This window comes from Bernardetia sp. (assembly GCF_020630935.1).
GTDB lineage: Bacteria > Bacteroidota > Bacteroidia > Cytophagales > Bernardetiaceae > Bernardetia.
Genome location: NZ_JAHDIG010000001.1, coordinates 71,202 through 87,231, shown reverse-complemented (window position 1 = coordinate 87,231; position 16,030 = coordinate 71,202). Strand labels below are relative to the sequence as shown.

Here is a 16,030-nt window from a genome sequence, read left to right as displayed (position 1 = left end):
TTTACTAATAGTTTTTTGCGTAGTAATTTTGCACATATTATAAAAATTATACTTACGCTATGCAATTCATTTTCAAGGCTTTAACCATAAATTATACCACTGCACCAGTAGAAATACGTGAAAAACTTTCTTTGTCGGAATCAGAGTGTAATAGCTTCCTACAAAGAGCTTCTGAAATGTTTGCACTTAGTGAGCTTTTCGTACTTTCTACTTGTAACAGAACCGAAATCTATTATACTTCATCAGAAAATAATACTCTATCTGTAAATATGGACATTCCTAAAGAATGCCCTTTTTCATCTTCAAAATCATTTGCTCAAAAACTGATTGCTTTACTCGTTACTCAAAAAGGGCTTTCAGATGCTGAGAGTTATTTTCCTTATTTCAAAGCTATTGAAGACCATAAGGAAGCAGTAAAACATCTTTTTTCTGTGGCAATGGGGTTAGAGTCGCAAGTTATTGGAGATATTCAAATTAGTAATCAAGTAAAGAAAGCCTATCAATATAGTGCAGATTTGAATTTGGCTAGTCCATTCTTACATCGCTTGTTGCACACTGTTTTTTTTACCAATAAAAGAGTAGCACAAGAAACCAGTTTTAGAGATGGCGCAGCTTCAGTTTCTTATGCAGCAGCCGAAATGACGGAAGAACTTGCTCAAACTGTATTGCAGCCAAAAGTTTTGGTGGTTGGAGTAGGTGAAATAGGTGGTGATGTAGTCCGAAATTTAGATAAAGAAGATTATCATTCCGTTACGGTAATGAATCGTACTTTTGAAAAGGCACAAGAGTTTGCCAGCGAACAAGGTTTTGAAGTGGCAAGAATAGAAAATCTTCAAGAAGAAGTAAAAAAAGCAGACGTAATTATTTGTTCGGTAGCTGCAAAAGAACCTATTCTAACAAAAAAATTGGTGGAGCAGGCACAGCAAGATGTTCGCTTTAAATATCTGATTGATTTATCTGTTCCTAGAAGTGTTGAACCAGAAGTAGAGCAAATTCCTTTTGTTTCTGTTTACAATATTGACCAAATTCAGAACCGTACAGCAGAAGTTATTGAACGTAGAAAAGCAGCCATCCCACAAGTGCAGGCAATAATAGATGAAGCAATACTAGGATTTGAAGAGTGGAGTAAAGAAATGGTAGTTTCTCCAACGATTCATAAGTTAAAAAGCGCATTAGAGCAAATTCGTAAAGAGGAGATAAATCGTCATTTGAAAAACTTAAGCGATAAAGAGAAAAAGAAAGTAGAGGCAATTACGAAAGGTATGATGCAGAAAATAATTAAACTTCCCGTTATTCAACTCAAGGCAGCTTGTAAGCGTGGAGAAGCAGAAACTTTGGTCGATGTGTTGAATGATTTGTTCAATTTAGAGCAAGACGAAAAAGTCTAAAGTTTAGTTTTGATTAATCTTTACTCAAAAAAAAAGTCTTTTTTTTGTTGTTCGTTAAACAATTTTTAAAAAACTCTGTTCGTTATAACGGACGGTAATAGTTTTTCATAAGTGCATACAAAAACCTATCTCTTTTAGAGATAGGTTTTTTTCGTCGAAAACGAAATTAAATATTGATTTTTTTTTAGTTGAATTAAACCTTAGGGTTGGGTTGGTATCTAACCCTACGAAACGACCTAATAAAAGTCGGGATATACAAATTTCACTACTCTAAACTTCAATATTTATGAAATCTCAGAAAAGTATTTTCAACCTAGCAAGCAAAATTGCTGTTCTATCATTCATCTTTTTCCTTGTAGGAACAACAACTACATTTGCCCAGCGAGGAGGTAAACGTAATAACGACGCAACGCCAACAGAGAAAGCTGAAAAACGTTCTCAAAAATGGAAAACAGAGTTTAATCTAAACGATACACAAACAGCACAAGTCAAGACAGCTCTTGAGAAGCGAATTACGGCAACTGATGCACTAAAAGGACAAGAAAGAAGCGAGGAGAAGCGAACTCAAATGAAAGCCATCAGCACAGAATTTGATTCTACTGTAAAAGGAATCTTAACAACAGACCAATACGCAGCTTATCAAGCAAAAAAAGAAGAGAAAAAAGCTAAAATGAAGGAGCGAAAAGGGAAAAGAGGTACTAGAGAGCAGGGAGCAGATAACGATTTTGATGAGTTTGAATAAGCAAAACTATATTGTAAATAATTTGTAGAGACAAGGCTTGCCTTGTCTTTTTTATTTATATCTGATTTTTATTGTCTTTTTTAAGTAGAAAATGAACAGCAAAGCGTATTAGTCCGACCATTCTGATAATAAAAATGGATACTCCCAAGAGTGTGATGCAAAGCAAAACAGATTGTAAAGACACTTTCAAATATTGAGAAATATCTGTTGATGTTCGGAATTTTTCGTAGAAAGAAACAACAACAGTTGGCAACATTGGTGTAAGTTTCAAAATTAGAAGTCCTAAAACGGTAAACCAAAAACTAAAAAAAAGAATTGTTCCAAAAGAGAAAAAAGTGAGGGCGTAGTGTTGTCGCTTTGTTTCTGTAATTTCCTTTGCTTTTGTAAAAGAAAATGATTTAAAAATGGCAGCCAAAAACTGATTAGATTTTTTACGTAGATTTGTCAGACCAAAACCATCACTAAAAATCCAATAGCCATCAGCTTTCATAAAAGGAACAAAGGAATAAAGCAATCGAACAAAATTTATAACCACAATACCTGACCAAATTTTTAAAGAAAACAGGCTTATATGGTCTAAAAAAATAAAAATACTTCCTGCAATCCACTGAAAATAGATACCACCAAAGTTTATAATCATCCTTTTTTTAGGTTGTAGCTTCCACGCTTCACTTATTTCTGTAAAAAAAACAGGATAGACAAGATAAAATCCATAACCCACCCTAGGCGTTCGGATACCAAAATGTAGAGCTGCCGAAGCGTGTCCGATTTCGTGAAAAATGAAAATAACAATGACTAAAAAATAAATCAAAATATATTCTATTGCTGATGCTTCTATCCAAACTTTGGATTTTTCTTCCATAAGAGAATGAGAAGAGAAATAAAAAAGGTGAGCAAAAACTCCCATCAATATCAACACCACAACAGCCCATCTTTTATAGAAATACTTAAAAATAGAAGCTAGAAAATAGGTTTTTTCTTCGTTAAGCAATGTTTTTTGAGTCTTGATAGAGTCTGTATCGTAACTGATTTTTTGTTTTATATCATCATCACTATCCAAAACTCCTAGAGGTTTTATTTTTGTCTCAATGATTTTTTCAACATCTTGAGGAGTAAGTTTTTGGTAAGCAGGAAACTGTGTAATGTGAAAGTGAATCTTTTCTACAGATGAATAGTTGTCTATTGCTTGTAATACTTCTTTTATCAAAAAACCACAGTAAAATTGCTTCTTGCCACACAAGACCAAAAACTTTTTATTAGAAACTTCAAAATCAGTTTCCTCAATCCTTAAATTATCTATTAGTTTGTAGGAAGAAATAGTTGCTGACATATATTTTTTCTTAAAGCTAGAAAGAACAATCTTTAAAAAACAATATACTTATTTTTGAGGATATTTTGTTTAGTATTATCTCAGAACAAATGATTTATCAACTAATTCTTATTTTTGTTTATTCATTCTTCCAAAACTTATATTTCTATCATGGTAATTTCTTTTATTAGCCGAAAAGGTGGAACAGGCAAAACAACCAACGTTATGCACCTTGCTACAACACTTTCTAGCCAAAAAAAACGTGTTGTAGTTATTGAAACAGATACCAATTACACACTCACAACATTACGCAAAATGGAGCTTTTCAAGGGTAAGAAAACTGAAAAAGATGCTCCTTTCCCTATTCTTGGCTCAACAGATGAAGTAATTACCGATGAGCTTAACAAACTCAAAAAGAGTAAAAAATATGACTACATTTTGGTAGATAGTGCTGGCAAAACAACTGATGAAGCTATCCGAAAGCTATGTTTAGCATCAGATTTGGTTGTTGTACCGACAAGTCTTTCTCAAAATGATTTATTGGTAGCCTACCAAACTATTCAAGACTTAAAACCTGCAAAAGAAATTAATAAAAAACTCAAAATTGCTATTCTGCCCAACCGAATCCATAACCGAACCAATCCCAAAACAGTAGAAAATGCACTTTCTAATTTAGAAGTAGCTATTATTCCTACTTTTGTTGTCAATAAAAATAAAATGGCAGAATTTTCTACATTAAACTCTACTGGAGAATATCAAGAAATTGCAGAAAATATCGTATCTTTGTTGAAATAAACACACTGTAACTAACACACAATCAAGCATTTATCTATAAAAATAAATCAATCCAAACCTTCACTTATTTTTAATTATTATGGCGAAAAATAGCACACTTGCAGATTTAGATGCTTTTTTGAAAGAACAGGAAAAATCATCAGAAACCAAAAAAGAACCTACTTACACAAAAGAAGAGTTTGTTAGTCAAGACCCACATCAAATTGTAGAGGTAGAAATATCAGCAAAAAAAGAGAAGATAAAAGAGCAAGAAAAAGAAAACCCAAAAAAAATAGATACGACAGTTGAAGTAAAGACAAAAAAAGAAAATGTTGCTTCAAAACACGTTAGTAACTTAGTTCCAGAAGCAAAAGATGAAGATTCTACTATGATGCAATGGGCAAAAGCCATTGACGAGACTGTAAAAAGAAGCGAGTTTTTGCGTTCAGTTCCTATTTTGTCTGAACTTACAGAAAGTGGTACAGAACAGCTTCGTGCAACAGAAAAGTTTTTAGAAACCTCTCAAAATATTTGGAAGAAATTTTGGGATTAATATCAGAATAACTTAGATACACGCATTCCAACAAAACCTTATGAACCTCAAAAATTCATAAGGTTTTGTATTTTGTTTCTTAATGGAAATAGAATTACTTATTTTTCGAATCAGTTATCAGTAAACAGTTACCAGTAATCAGTTACCAGTTAGTTGATTATTTCCAATTCGTAATTTTTAATTAATAATTCGTAATTGCCTCAATGTTTCTAACCGAATATTCTAGTGCTTGGATAATTGTAGCATTGCTCTTGGGAGCAGGCTATACTGCTTTGTTGTATCATAAAAGAAGTTCTCCGTGGGGAAAAACGTGGCAAAAAGTGCTGGCTGCGATTCGCTTTTTATGGGTTTCGGTACTTGCTATTTTGCTTATCGGAATTTTGATACAGCAGTTTGTTACTCGCTATGAAAATCCGACAGTTGTTTTTGCAATTGATAATTCTAGCTCTATTGCTTTACAAGAAGATTCTACAAAATTGAATAATGTCTTAAATTCTATTCAAACAACAGCTCAAAATCTTGAAGAAAAAGGATTTGATATAGAATATAGAACATTATCTGAACTAAAAAATGATAGCCTAAGAGAAAATACAAGCAATACAATCGATAATCTCAACTTTAATTTTTCTTCTTCTCCGATTAGTGAACTACTAAAAAGCATACAAAGCGAATTTGAAAATCGCAATCTTTCTAATGTAGTTTTGCTTTCAGATGGTGCTTACAATCAAGGGCTTGCACCCGATATTTCTCCATATTCTTTTTCTCTTCAAACTATTGGAGTAGGTGATACTGTTCCAAAAAAAGATATTGTTCTTAAAAGTCTGTTTCATAACAAGATGGCATATTTGGGAAATCAGTTTCCGATAGTAGCCGAAGTTACGCATACAGGTTTTGAAGCAAGAGAAGTAACAGTCATTCTATCACAAAATGGCAGAAATATTTCCACTCAAAAAGTGAAGTTTTCTTCTAATCAAAATGACCTTAAAAGCATAGAATTTTTGGTAAAAGCAACTTCAAAAGGAATTCAGCACTATGTGGTTACGGTTGTGCCACAAGAAGGAGAGTTTACCACACAAAACAATACTTCTCACGCCTATATTGATATTATTGATAGCAAAGAAAAAATCCTTTTGGTAGCTGCTGCCCCTCATCCAGACATAAAGGCGTTTCGTGCAGCCATAGAAAAAAACGAAAATTATAAATTTGATGTTTATTTACCTTATCTACGCCCTGCTGACTTAGAAGATAAGTATGACCTAATTATTTATCATCAATTTCCAGATAAAATAGTTAGACCAATGCCTATTTTAGAAGGACTTAGAAAACGTACTTCTGCCGAACTTTTTATTATTGGAGCGCAAAGTGATTATAATTTGTTCAATTCATTGAATACAGGCGTAAAAATTCGTCCTTTGGGAAACCAGTCTGACAAAGTCATTCCAGTTTGGAACTCTAATTTTTCAAAGTTTTATCTGACAGATGAGCAGAGAAGCCGTTTTGCAGATTACCCTCCAGCTTCTGTTCCTTTTGCAGATTACGATATTTCTCCACAAGCCGAGATTATGCTTTATCAACGTGTTGGAAATATTCAAACAAAAAAGCCTCTCGTCGTGATGAGCGAAAACAATGGAAGAAAAGCAGGAGTTTGGCTTGCTGAAAATACGTGGCAATGGCGATTGGGCGAATATGCAGAAAATAAAAATCAAGAAGGCTATGATGCTCTCTTGAGTAAAATAATTCAATATCTTTCTACCAAAGAAGATAAAAGACGTTTTAGAGTTTCGCCTACAGCTTCACAATTTTCTACTTCGGATAATGTTAGTTTTGATGTAGAAGTCTATAATTCGATTTACGAGCCACTTTTAAGTCAAAATATTCGTTTGGAAATTAAAGATGAGGAAGGCAAGACACGTACTTATACCTTTACTAATAATTCTTCTCCGTTTAGATATTCGGCTTCTGCACTTCCAGAGGGAGCATATTCTTTCCGTGCAACTACTCAACTTGATGGAAAAACAGAAGTTTCGGTAGGACAATTTACTGTTCAAGAAATAAAACTAGAGAGCCTAAATGCCACAGCAGATTTTGGTGTTATGAGACGACTAGCCAACCAAAACAAAGGTAATTTCTATACACTTTCAAATCTTGAAGTTTTGCAAGATTCTTTAGAAAATCAAGTGCCTACACCAACTGTTTTTAGAAACGAACAGCTTTCAGATGTTATTCATCTGTGGTGGATTATGCTCTTGATTATCGGACTAGCAAGTTTTGAATGGGGCGTTCGTAAATTTCAAGGGGGATATTAAAATCAGTTTTCAGTAATCAGTAAAAGTGGAGGGCAAACGGTTTGCCTTTGGCAATAATTAATAAAAAAGTATTGCTAAATAGGCTGATTTTGATAAAATATAATTGCAATGAAAAATACCTTATCTTATAAAACACAAACTACACTTGAAGAATTAGAAGGTGCAATGCAAAGTCAGAAATTTTATTTTGATTTTATGATTGATAGAAAACCTCTATCTAAAATACTTGGAGCAAAAGAAGATGGTATGATAGGAGTGCTTTCTACACACAAGCATGGAAATTATGAGATAGAGAAAATTAGTGAGCTACTTTTAGAAAAATGCTCAGAACTAGAAAATGGTAGAGTAATGCTCTATGGTTGTGCAGAATGTTTAGATATTATGTGTGGAGCCATTACTGTGAAGGTTGAAGAAATAAATACTTCTGTAATTTGGAGTGATTTTGCTTATGAAAACGAATATGAAGAACCTAATTTTGAACCATATAAAAATATAGGCTCATTTGAATTTGACAAAGAAACCTATAAAAAATTATTTACCGAGATGAAATATCTATATTAAAAAATCATCCCCCACATCCCAACAAACGATTATAACGTTCTCTTGCTTCTGCTCTTAACTCTTCTTGCTCTTCTTCTGAAAGCTCTTGAAGGTTTTTTTCTGCTTCTTTGAGATGTGTTTTTTCTTGAGTAGAATCTTTCTCTACTTTATTATCTCCTTTTTTATTGTGGTGCTTTTTCATCTTAAATCTGTTTTTGAGTTGAATTATTTCATTAAAATACGTTGCGTAGAATATTTTTGTTTTATAAAAAACTACTGCAACTTCTGCCAAATATCATCGTAGTTTTGTGGTGATTGAATGATAGAATAAATCTTCTCTGCTATAAATTGAGGCGAAGCAAGCTCATTGTTTTCTTTCAATTTTTTGAAATGCTCTATACTAGAAAAATTTTCCTGTGTTGAGTTTCTAATTTCTCCCTGCATATTTGTATCTACCACTCCCACAGAAACATTAAAAATTTTAGTATTCTGATTTAAGATTTTTTCCTCTTCTTCTACTACCTCTGAAAAAAGATTTAGTCCAGCTTTGGAAGCACAGTAAGAAGCCCAGCCATCAATCGGACGCTTCGATGCCCCAGAAGAGATATTAATGATTACTTTTTCTATATCTCCAAAAGTTTCTTTATCAAATGTATGTAGAAATTCGTTCATCAAAACAAAAGGAGTAATCGTATTCAAGTTCATCGTTTGGATAATAGACTTACTGGGAATTTTTCCCACGTAACCAATCTCTCCCAATGTACCAGCGTTATTTATCAAAACTACTTTATCAATTTTACTCTTGATTCTTTTTTCTAAATTTAGTTTTCCAAAAAAGCCGACTACATTTTCAATATCCGATAAATCGAAGTTATGATGAGTATAGTTTCCGTGATGAATGGTTTGTGTACGAGAAATACCTTCTACTAAAACTGAGGTTTCAGTTTCTAAAACATGATGAGTTAGTGCATTACCAATGCCACTACTTGTGCCTGTGATGAAATAAAGTGTTTGCATAATGATGTAGCTCACTCTTTAGAGTGAGAGAATTAGGTAAATGAATATTTCTAAATTAAAGTCATTTCAATAGATTTTTGTTTTGTAGATAAAAATCTAGTTTTGTAAAAGAAACCAAATACAAAAAAATGAAAGACCAAATCTACATGCAAAGAGCCTTACAGCTTGCTGAAAAAGGCAAAGGTTCTGTAAGTCCGAATCCATTAGTGGGTTGTGTGATTGTAGCACAAGACCGAATCATTGGAGAAGGCTACCATCAAAAATACGGAGAAGCACACGCAGAAGTAAATGCTCTTAGAAGCATCACAAAAGAAGACAAACATCTTCTCAAAGAAGCTACTGTGTATGTTACGTTAGAGCCGTGTAGCCATTTTGGAAAAACACCTCCCTGTGCCGATGCGCTTATCAGAGAAAACGTAAAGAAAGTCGTTGTGGCTACACTAGACCCCAATCCGTTAGTAGCTCAAAATGATGCAGGCAGAGGAGTACAAAAACTACAAGATGCAGGAATTGAAGTTGTCGTGGGAGTGTGTGAAGAGCAAGCAAAGTACCAAAACAGACGTTTTCTGACAGCATTTCTCAAAAAACGTCCGTACATTATTTTGAAATGGGCGCAAACCCAAGATGGGTTTATTGCTAGAAAAGATGGTACTTCCAAATGGATTAGCAATGCCGTTTCTAGGAAATTGGTGCATAAATGGCGTAGTGAAGAAGATGGGATTTTGGTAGGAAAAAATACTGTTTTGCAGGATAACCCACAACTAAATGTCAGAGAGTGGACAGGTAAAAATCCGACACGCATTATTTTGGCAGGAAGTGGCTTTGAGCAGCTTAACTCTAGCTTTTCTGTCTTTGATGATTCGGTACAGACATTTTTTTACATCTATTCGGAGAAGGACAAGTTTGATAACCCAAAAAAGACTACTTTTGTGAATAAATTTTTACAGACTGATTTAATTGAGTTAGAAAAAACTAACTTTTGGCAATCTCTCTTTGAAGATTTACACAAAAAAAATATTCATTCTGTTTTTATAGAGGGAGGAAGTAAAATTTTACATTCCTTGATAGAAAATGGTTTTTATGACGAAATTCGTCGTTTTACAGCTCCAAATGTCTTTTTTGAAGAAGGCTTTGAAGCTCCAAAAATTTCTATCTCACCTATAAAAACAGAAATGATAGAAGACAACCAACTTGAAATAATTATTAATGATAAATCCTTAAGTATTTGAAATTTAATTAATCACTAATCATTAATAATTAATCACTAAGAATATGATTTTATCAGATAAAGAAATATTAGCAGAAATAGAAAAGGGAACTATCTTGGTAGAGCCTTTCGATAGAGAATGTCTAGGAACAAACTCTTACGATGTTCATTTGGGTAAGTTTTTGGCTACTTATGAAGATGAAATTTTAGACGCTAGAGCGCACAACAAAATTAAGAATTTCGAAATTCCAGAAGAAGGCTTTGTTTTGCAACCCAACACGCTTTATTTAGGTGTAACACAAGAATACACCGAAACACTAGCGCATGTTCCATTTTTGGAAGGAAAATCTAGTGTGGGAAGACTTGGAATTGATATTCATGCCACAGCAGGAAAAGGCGATGTAGGTTTTTGTAATGCTTGGACATTAGAAATTTCGGTTACGCAGCCTGTTCGTGTCTATGCAGGAATGCCGATTGGGCAACTTATCTATTTCAAAGTAGATGGGCAGATTGAGCGTCCTTACAATAAAAAGAGTTCTGCCAAATACAATGATAGAAGCGAAAAGCCAGTAGAGTCGATGATGTGGAAAAATAAATTTTAAAATTTGAGCCAACTAAGAAAATAAAATTTTATTTTTCACAACAAACCTAAGACGATTTCCGTTTGGAAAACAAATTTCGAATCATTTTTAAAAAAATGGATTTTAATCGTTACTCATAATTTTTCATTCGTAATTTAACCTAAAGACTATGCAAAACGAAGGATATTCAGCGAAAGCTATCAAAACTATCAGAGACAAAGCTCTCAAAGAAGGACGTGATTTTGTCATTAATGAAGATGTAGAACGCACTTCCGAATCAGTTTGTTTTTATTTTATTGGAGAGTATCAAGGCAACGCTGTTGTGTTTGATGCCTGTTTATTTGCACTCCGTGTAGAGTATGAAATGGCTGTTTTTGCACTTGCAGAAGAACGTGTAGAAGATACTTTCCCAGATTTTGACTTGGAAGCCGAAATGGATGACGAAGACTCTGAAGCTATGGAGCTTTTTGATGAAAAAGTAGCTGAAATTGAGGAAAACCAAGAAGTAACAGTAAGTGAGTACATAGATTTTGACGAATCTGTACAGTATGGTGTTGGTTTAGATGTTTGTTTGAAAGTTAGTGAAGTAACAGATGATGTTATTGCCAAATTTATTGCTGATTTCAACAAAGGTACATTTAAGCTAGACCCCAAAGAATACATGTTCAAAATGGAAGAAATGGGGGAATAAAAAATCCTTAACGACGGTTTCTTGAAAAACTTAAAACCTATTGTTTTTACTGAAAAAACAATAGGTTTTTTTACTTGCTATTTCTATCTAATTTTAAATGAAGTTTTGAATAATCTCTATTTGAATAGCTTTCTATTTTCTCTAAGATATTTTTTTGCTTCTTTTTTGGTAGGATGTTTTCGGTCAGCGTGGTCTTTTATTTTTTCATAATAGCCTTTGGCAGCCATATAATCCTTTTCAATGTGTGCAATCTGACCTAAATAAGCTAGTGAGTAGAGATAATAACCTGCTTCTTGCGCATCTACACTTTCTCCAAATTCTACGGCTTGTTTCAAGTATTTTTTTGCTTCATCATATTTTCTCAACGCTCTAAAGTGGTGCGAGCCTAAGAAAAAGGCTGCATAACGTCCGATGGTTGCCTCATAACCAAAAGCTCCTTTTTCGATGAGGTCTAACGCCTTTTTAGATTCTTCAATGGTTTTAGTCCCATCACCTGTCAAGTATAAAAGTTTTAAATATTGGCGATGAAAATAAGCATTTTGTGGATAGCTCTGATGCAAATAAGCAGCTAAGTTCAAGGCTTTTTCTCTATACATTGGGTCTGTTTTGCTCTCTTCATTGTATATACGAACCAAGAAATTTTGAGCTTCTGTTTTGGTGTAAAATCCTTCTGCTGTTACTTCTTCAAGCTGTTTTATACCTTTTGCTTTGTCTCCATCTTTGAAAAACCATAAGATAGGCTTTAACTCGCCATAGTTTTCTGGAATCCATTCTACATAATAATTATATAATCCATCTCCGAAGAGAAGTTCTGGGCTAAGGTCGCCATATCCTCTAGCATCTTCTAAGTAGTTTAAAGCTCGTTTTCCAGCTATGGTAGCAGATGTCCAGTTTCTTCTATTGGATTCTAAACGTCCTTTAAAAGCATAAGCAGCCGACAAGAAAAAAGCAGCTTCTATTTGTTTGGGAGACTTCTTTTCAGCTTTATCAAATATTTTTTCAGCGTACATAATCGTACTGTCCATATATTTATTGAACGTAGCATCATAGGTAGTAACGTCTTCGTTAGGCATCATTTTCCAAAAATTACTTAGTCCCATCAAAAAATAGCCCAGAGGATGTTCTGGATAGCGTCTTTTCATCCATTGAAACTGACTTTCTGCACTTCTAAAATCGAAGTTATACATATCATTTAGTCCTTGTGTGGCTTCAATTTGCATTGCCATACTGGTAATGAGCATCTCTACGCTATCAGGGTGAGGAAGGTCTTGTGCCTTAGTTTTGCTAGTAGAAAAATAAGACAAGAAAAATAGAGGAATAAGAAGATAAAATAACTTTTTCATAGCTTGCATAAATTGATTAGTGAGATAGGAATTTTGAAAGTGTTTTTATCTTAAACTCTAAAAAATGAGTTTAGATAAGATAAAACGGTTATTTATAACTACTCTAAATAACAAAATCGTACCAATTTATTCAGTTATCAGTAACCAGTACTACAGTAATCAGTTAAAGGCTTTGTGTTTTACTTATGACTGATTTTTTATGGTTAAAGAAAAACCCCTAAATATCTTCAAGATATTTAGGGGTTTTTGTGTTTGGGGGAAGTTTTAGATAAAAAGAACCGTTGTTGAGGGGCAAAATACAGTTGTCAGCGAGGTTTTGGATGTTCTATTTTGTCTTATCTTTTTCCAATCCAATTTCCAAATTATCGAATGACATAATATCTACCACAGACTGCATAGCTTCATCATAAAATACTGTTACTGAATCGCCTGCTTGTGTGATAGGAAGTTCTTGGGAAACAGACGATGAAGCTACAAAAAGTTTGTTTGGTTTATTTTTTAAGAGTAAATAATAAAATGTTGTACCTCCGTTTACATCTTTTGCTACACGCAAAACACGCCCTTTTATTTCGTTTAGTTGGCTCTCACTTGTTGGACGAATAGAATTACCGACACTATTGAGTGAGCTTTTATACTCACGCAGTGCCTCTTGAAGGTTGTCTGCTGCTCCTACAATCGTATAATCTTGAACAGAAACCAATGCCATCATTTTGATTAGTCCAGATTTATCTTTTAGTGAGATTACGTAGGTTGGAACACCATTAATATTATAAGTGATTGGAAACGAACTATAATACCCTTTTTCCTGTACTTTTCCTTCTGCCGAATGCTGTGCCGCTCTTTCTGTTGCTCCTGTTTGGCGATACCACTTGGCTTCTTTGGTGCGTGTGTCCACCAAAACAAAACCTACTGTTCCCTCATCTGCTCCTACGGAAGTTAAGCCTGTGTACCAATAAGAACGATTATCCTCTCCATAAACTAGCGACATTCCTGGTGTGGTAGTGAGTTTGTCTTTATTAGAAAAATTGAAATATCCGTGTACGAACTCTCCCCAATCGTCTAGTTGAGTTTCTATGAAATCTTCTGGCTGAATACGGTCTATCCAAGTGGGAGCTTCTTCGATAGAATAGTTTTGAATTTCTCCAGTTTGAGCATTTACCACAACAACACCAGTAGCATCAAGTCCAAAGAAACCAATTTTTTTTGCATACTGTGTCAGTACCCAAAACGGATTCCCTTCGTCGTCTATTTCAAAGGTGAAATCTGTTAAGCCTTTTGTCATGTAGCCATTGAAATAAACATGTCGGTGCAGATTATCAAAGCCAAAAGCTGCTGTTTGGTATTTTAAGTTGATTTGCTTTCCTCCTACTTCTTGAACCAGTTTTACATCACGCTCGTTGGTGGCTGAAACCATCACATACCCTGGAGTTCCTTCTTTATTGGTAAGCCATTTTAAAAAACCAGAGTGTAATAAGGGAGCGACCCAGTAGAGTTTGTCATTTACTTTCTGAATATGAAATTCTCCCAAATATGTTTGGCTACCCAAAGATGGTTTTTCTCCCATCACTTTATCGCCCAAACGTTGTGCAACTTGTTCATCTACAATACGAATATTTTCAGTAGAAACTGGTGCTACTTCACTGGCAAAACTTTCTCCTACTTTCAAATCTCCAATCAAGTTTCTATAATCATCGGCTCTAAAAAGCGACCACGAAACAATTCCTGCCCAAACAATAGCATAAAAACCTGCTACTGCTCCAATTCCCATGATAACTTTGAAAATAGGCTTTTCTTTAGATTTTATGGATGTTTGACCAAAATAAACACCAAAAAATGGAATGCTAAAAAACATTAGAATAACAGGAAGTTCTGAAAATCCATAGTTCAAAACAGGAAAGCTGATATAAGAATAGCCTAAAATAGCTATCAAGTAAATAAATGCTAAAACGTAAACAGATAGTTTCATTATTTCACAGCGTTAATTTAAAATCTTTAAAACGTATTTTTGATGAAGATAGCCATTTTATAGGCATAAAAAAAACTCCTTATTTCTGTGCAGAAATAAGGAGTTTTGTCTTTCGCTAAGAAAAATATTTTAGTCTCTTGTACGGATAGTTGTAGTTACACCTATCCAACAGCCTACTGAAATAGAGTCTCCTACCTTGTATTTGTCATTAGAGAATACATCTTCTTTTGTAGGAAACTGTGCTTTCGCAGAAGCCATTTTTGAAGCGTTTCCACCTTTTGCATACATATCGTAAGCAGCTAAGAAAACAGCACGTTTCTGAACGATGTCATCTCCTTGCATACATTGCTTATACGTACTCATATACAAATCGCCAATAAACGTATATGACTCAGCAGCAACACCTGCATCGCCCATTTCAGCAGCTTTATAAGCCAAAGAACGAGCTTTTGAATATTTTCCATCTTTATAAGCTACTTTAGAAAGTGTAAGAACTGTATTTGCAGCTTTTGCTTTCTCTTCTGCCTCTGCGCCTACCAATGATTTTTCAATCCAAACCAATGCTTCATCTGTGTCTCCGTTTTGCATGTGAAGCTGTCCGATTGTATTTGCAATTGCATTTGTAGGAGTAAGTTTGTAGAAAGCCTGCATAGCTTCTAAGAATAAAGGCTCTTTCGTACAACCATTATCAGCCATAAGTTTTACAACTCTGTTGATTAGAAGTGTGTCTGTAGGATTTGCTTTTAATTTTTCAGCAAACATTTCTGAAATACGGTTACAGTCTTTAGGGAAATAAACAAGCTCTAATTCTCCAATTTTGTCTTGTACATATTCTTTCCACTTATCTTTTTCTTCTTGTGTTTCTTCTTTAGCAATACGTTCGGCTACATAACCTTTCAATTCTTCATAGATAGAAGTCATATCTTCTAAAGTCATTCCTTCTTTCTCATAAATTTTTCCTGTTGCATCAGCATAGTAGATGACTTGTGCACGAGGGAAGTTTTCTTTGTCCATCTCATACGTTTTTTTGTAGTGAGCATACAGTGTATCTATTTTAGATTCATCGTCTTTCCAGTAGAAATATGCATCACGACCAAAACGACGATAAATATCGTTCATATCTTTTGCTAATCCGTTTTCGATACGTAGCTTGTACATATCAGCAATCTTATCTTGATTTACCTTTACTTCGCTATCACGTCCGTCGTCTTTAGCTTTTTTTGCTAATCCTTCGTATAACTTAACAGCTTTTACATAAACATCGGCGTGTAAGTTTGGAGCATTTTCCAAAATCCATTGTAGTGGCTCAATAGCTTGCTCATACTGTTCATTGTTTACATTGTCTATCAAAAGAGCATATTTTTCTTTTGCAATGCCTTTATCTTTACCTTTTGGCCAGTTAGGCTCATTACCATCTTGTGCAAAAGAAGTAGGCACTACAAAGACAAATAGAGCAAGTAAAAGTAAAACTGTTTTGAAATTGAATTGTATCTTCTTCATAATTTTATGTTTTTGGTTTAGTGTCTTATTTATTTGAATAAATACTATCCCATAATAAATAAATGATATTTTTTGTATAAAAGTGGTGTTGGTTAGGGAAAGCCACATCACTT

General features: G+C 34.1%; 15 protein-coding genes. 9 read left to right on the top strand and 6 right to left on the bottom strand.

What is annotated here, in order from left to right; all coding sequences use genetic code 11:
* The first annotated feature begins 59 nt into the window (after positions 1–59).
* Both hemA and QZ659_RS00410 read left to right on the top strand, forming a co-directional pair.
* Entirely contained in the window at positions 60–1,388 is a 1,329-nt protein-coding gene (gene hemA, locus QZ659_RS00415) for a glutamyl-tRNA reductase (RefSeq protein ID WP_291720179.1), read from the top strand.
* 286 nt (positions 1,389–1,674) lie between these two features.
* Positions 1,675–2,130: a hypothetical protein gene (locus QZ659_RS00410; protein ID WP_291720176.1), complete on the top strand. Its 456-nt coding sequence runs from the start codon at positions 1,675–1,677 to the stop codon at positions 2,128–2,130.
* Positions 2,131–2,185: 55 nt separating this feature from the next.
* On the opposite strand, the gene QZ659_RS00405 is transcribed toward QZ659_RS00410, so the two are convergent.
* A complete protein-coding gene (locus QZ659_RS00405; RefSeq protein WP_291720173.1) occupies positions 2,186–3,460 on the bottom strand; it encodes a hypothetical protein in 1,275 nt (424 codons plus the stop codon).
* A 150-nt stretch (positions 3,461–3,610) separates the two neighbouring features.
* Between QZ659_RS00405 and QZ659_RS00400 the strand changes: the two genes are divergently transcribed.
* The 4 genes from QZ659_RS00400 (at position 3,611) to QZ659_RS00385 (ending at position 7,633) form a co-directional block, all read left to right on the top strand.
* On the top strand, positions 3,611–4,234 hold the full coding sequence (locus tag QZ659_RS00400; RefSeq protein ID WP_291720170.1) for a ParA family protein: 624 nt from the start codon (positions 3,611–3,613) through the stop codon (positions 4,232–4,234).
* A gap of 79 nt (positions 4,235–4,313) precedes the next feature.
* Positions 4,314–4,766, top strand: a complete 453-nt coding sequence (locus QZ659_RS00395) for a hypothetical protein (protein ID WP_291720167.1) — start codon at positions 4,314–4,316, stop codon at positions 4,764–4,766.
* Between the two features lie 203 nt (positions 4,767–4,969).
* A complete protein-coding gene (locus QZ659_RS00390) occupies positions 4,970–7,072 on the top strand; it encodes a VWA domain-containing protein (protein WP_291720164.1) in 2,103 nt (700 codons plus the stop codon).
* Between the two features lie 108 nt (positions 7,073–7,180).
* Positions 7,181–7,633: a hypothetical protein gene (locus QZ659_RS00385; RefSeq protein WP_291720161.1), complete on the top strand. Its 453-nt coding sequence runs from the start codon at positions 7,181–7,183 to the stop codon at positions 7,631–7,633.
* A 4-nt stretch (positions 7,634–7,637) separates the two neighbouring features.
* Here QZ659_RS00385 and QZ659_RS00380 read toward each other — a convergent pair whose 3' ends face one another.
* Both QZ659_RS00380 and QZ659_RS00375 read right to left on the bottom strand, forming a co-directional pair.
* Complete coding sequence (locus QZ659_RS00380) at positions 7,638–7,814, bottom strand: hypothetical protein (protein WP_291720158.1); 177 nt, start codon at positions 7,812–7,814, stop codon at positions 7,638–7,640.
* Between the two features lie 71 nt (positions 7,815–7,885).
* Positions 7,886–8,629 (bottom strand): SDR family NAD(P)-dependent oxidoreductase, encoded by a 744-nt coding sequence (locus QZ659_RS00375; protein ID WP_291720156.1) that lies wholly within the window; start codon positions 8,627–8,629, stop codon positions 7,886–7,888.
* A 128-nt stretch (positions 8,630–8,757) separates the two neighbouring features.
* Here QZ659_RS00375 and ribD point away from each other — a divergent pair, with 128 nt between their 5' ends.
* The 3 genes from ribD (at position 8,758) to QZ659_RS00360 (ending at position 11,108) form a co-directional block, all read left to right on the top strand.
* Positions 8,758–9,858, top strand: coding sequence for a bifunctional diaminohydroxyphosphoribosylaminopyrimidine deaminase/5-amino-6-(5-phosphoribosylamino)uracil reductase RibD (gene ribD, locus QZ659_RS00370; protein WP_291720153.1), 1,101 nt, complete (start codon positions 8,758–8,760; stop codon positions 9,856–9,858).
* Between the two features lie 43 nt (positions 9,859–9,901).
* The gene (gene dcd, locus QZ659_RS00365) at positions 9,902–10,438 is read left to right on the top strand and encodes a dCTP deaminase (RefSeq protein ID WP_291720150.1); all 537 of its coding nucleotides are present in this window, start codon (positions 9,902–9,904) and stop codon (positions 10,436–10,438) included.
* A 148-nt stretch (positions 10,439–10,586) separates the two neighbouring features.
* Positions 10,587–11,108, top strand: coding sequence for a hypothetical protein (locus QZ659_RS00360; RefSeq protein WP_291720147.1), 522 nt, complete (start codon positions 10,587–10,589; stop codon positions 11,106–11,108).
* 116 nt (positions 11,109–11,224) lie between these two features.
* Here the strand turns inward: QZ659_RS00360 and QZ659_RS00355 are convergent, their stop codons facing one another.
* The 3 genes from QZ659_RS00355 to QZ659_RS00345 all read right to left on the bottom strand — a co-directional run bounded on the left by QZ659_RS00355 (position 11,225) and on the right by QZ659_RS00345 (position 15,917).
* Complete coding sequence (locus tag QZ659_RS00355) at positions 11,225–12,451, bottom strand: tetratricopeptide repeat protein (RefSeq protein WP_291720144.1); 1,227 nt, start codon at positions 12,449–12,451, stop codon at positions 11,225–11,227.
* A 325-nt stretch (positions 12,452–12,776) separates the two neighbouring features.
* Positions 12,777–14,417, bottom strand: a complete 1,641-nt coding sequence (locus QZ659_RS00350; RefSeq protein WP_291720141.1) for a hypothetical protein — start codon at positions 14,415–14,417, stop codon at positions 12,777–12,779.
* A gap of 129 nt (positions 14,418–14,546) precedes the next feature.
* Positions 14,547–15,917 (bottom strand): hypothetical protein, encoded by a 1,371-nt coding sequence (locus tag QZ659_RS00345; protein WP_291720139.1) that lies wholly within the window; start codon positions 15,915–15,917, stop codon positions 14,547–14,549.
* Between the last annotated feature and the right edge of the window lie 113 nt (positions 15,918–16,030).

Excerpts from the sequence above, each read along its gene's own strand:
- hemA (WP_291720179.1), top strand. The coding sequence starts at position 60 with ATGCAATTCATTTTCAAGGCTTTAACCATAAATTATACCACTGCACCA.
- QZ659_RS00410 (WP_291720176.1), top strand. The coding sequence starts at position 1,675 with ATGAAATCTCAGAAAAGTATTTTCAACCTAGCAAGCAAAATTGCTGTT.
- QZ659_RS00405 (WP_291720173.1), bottom strand. The coding sequence starts at position 3,460 with ATGTCAGCAACTATTTCTTCCTACAAACTAATAGATAATTTAAGGATT.
- QZ659_RS00400 (WP_291720170.1), top strand. The coding sequence starts at position 3,611 with ATGGTAATTTCTTTTATTAGCCGAAAAGGTGGAACAGGCAAAACAACC.
- QZ659_RS00395 (WP_291720167.1), top strand. The coding sequence starts at position 4,314 with ATGGCGAAAAATAGCACACTTGCAGATTTAGATGCTTTTTTGAAAGAA.
- QZ659_RS00390 (WP_291720164.1), top strand. The coding sequence starts at position 4,970 with ATGTTTCTAACCGAATATTCTAGTGCTTGGATAATTGTAGCATTGCTC.
- QZ659_RS00385 (WP_291720161.1), top strand. The coding sequence starts at position 7,181 with ATGAAAAATACCTTATCTTATAAAACACAAACTACACTTGAAGAATTA.
- QZ659_RS00380 (WP_291720158.1), bottom strand. The coding sequence starts at position 7,814 with ATGAAAAAGCACCACAATAAAAAAGGAGATAATAAAGTAGAGAAAGAT.
- QZ659_RS00375 (WP_291720156.1), bottom strand. The coding sequence starts at position 8,629 with ATGCAAACACTTTATTTCATCACAGGCACAAGTAGTGGCATTGGTAAT.
- ribD (WP_291720153.1), top strand. The coding sequence starts at position 8,758 with ATGAAAGACCAAATCTACATGCAAAGAGCCTTACAGCTTGCTGAAAAA.
- dcd (WP_291720150.1), top strand. The coding sequence starts at position 9,902 with ATGATTTTATCAGATAAAGAAATATTAGCAGAAATAGAAAAGGGAACT.
- QZ659_RS00360 (WP_291720147.1), top strand. The coding sequence starts at position 10,587 with ATGCAAAACGAAGGATATTCAGCGAAAGCTATCAAAACTATCAGAGAC.
- QZ659_RS00355 (WP_291720144.1), bottom strand. The coding sequence starts at position 12,451 with ATGAAAAAGTTATTTTATCTTCTTATTCCTCTATTTTTCTTGTCTTAT.
- QZ659_RS00350 (WP_291720141.1), bottom strand. The coding sequence starts at position 14,417 with ATGAAACTATCTGTTTACGTTTTAGCATTTATTTACTTGATAGCTATT.
- QZ659_RS00345 (WP_291720139.1), bottom strand. The coding sequence starts at position 15,917 with ATGAAGAAGATACAATTCAATTTCAAAACAGTTTTACTTTTACTTGCT.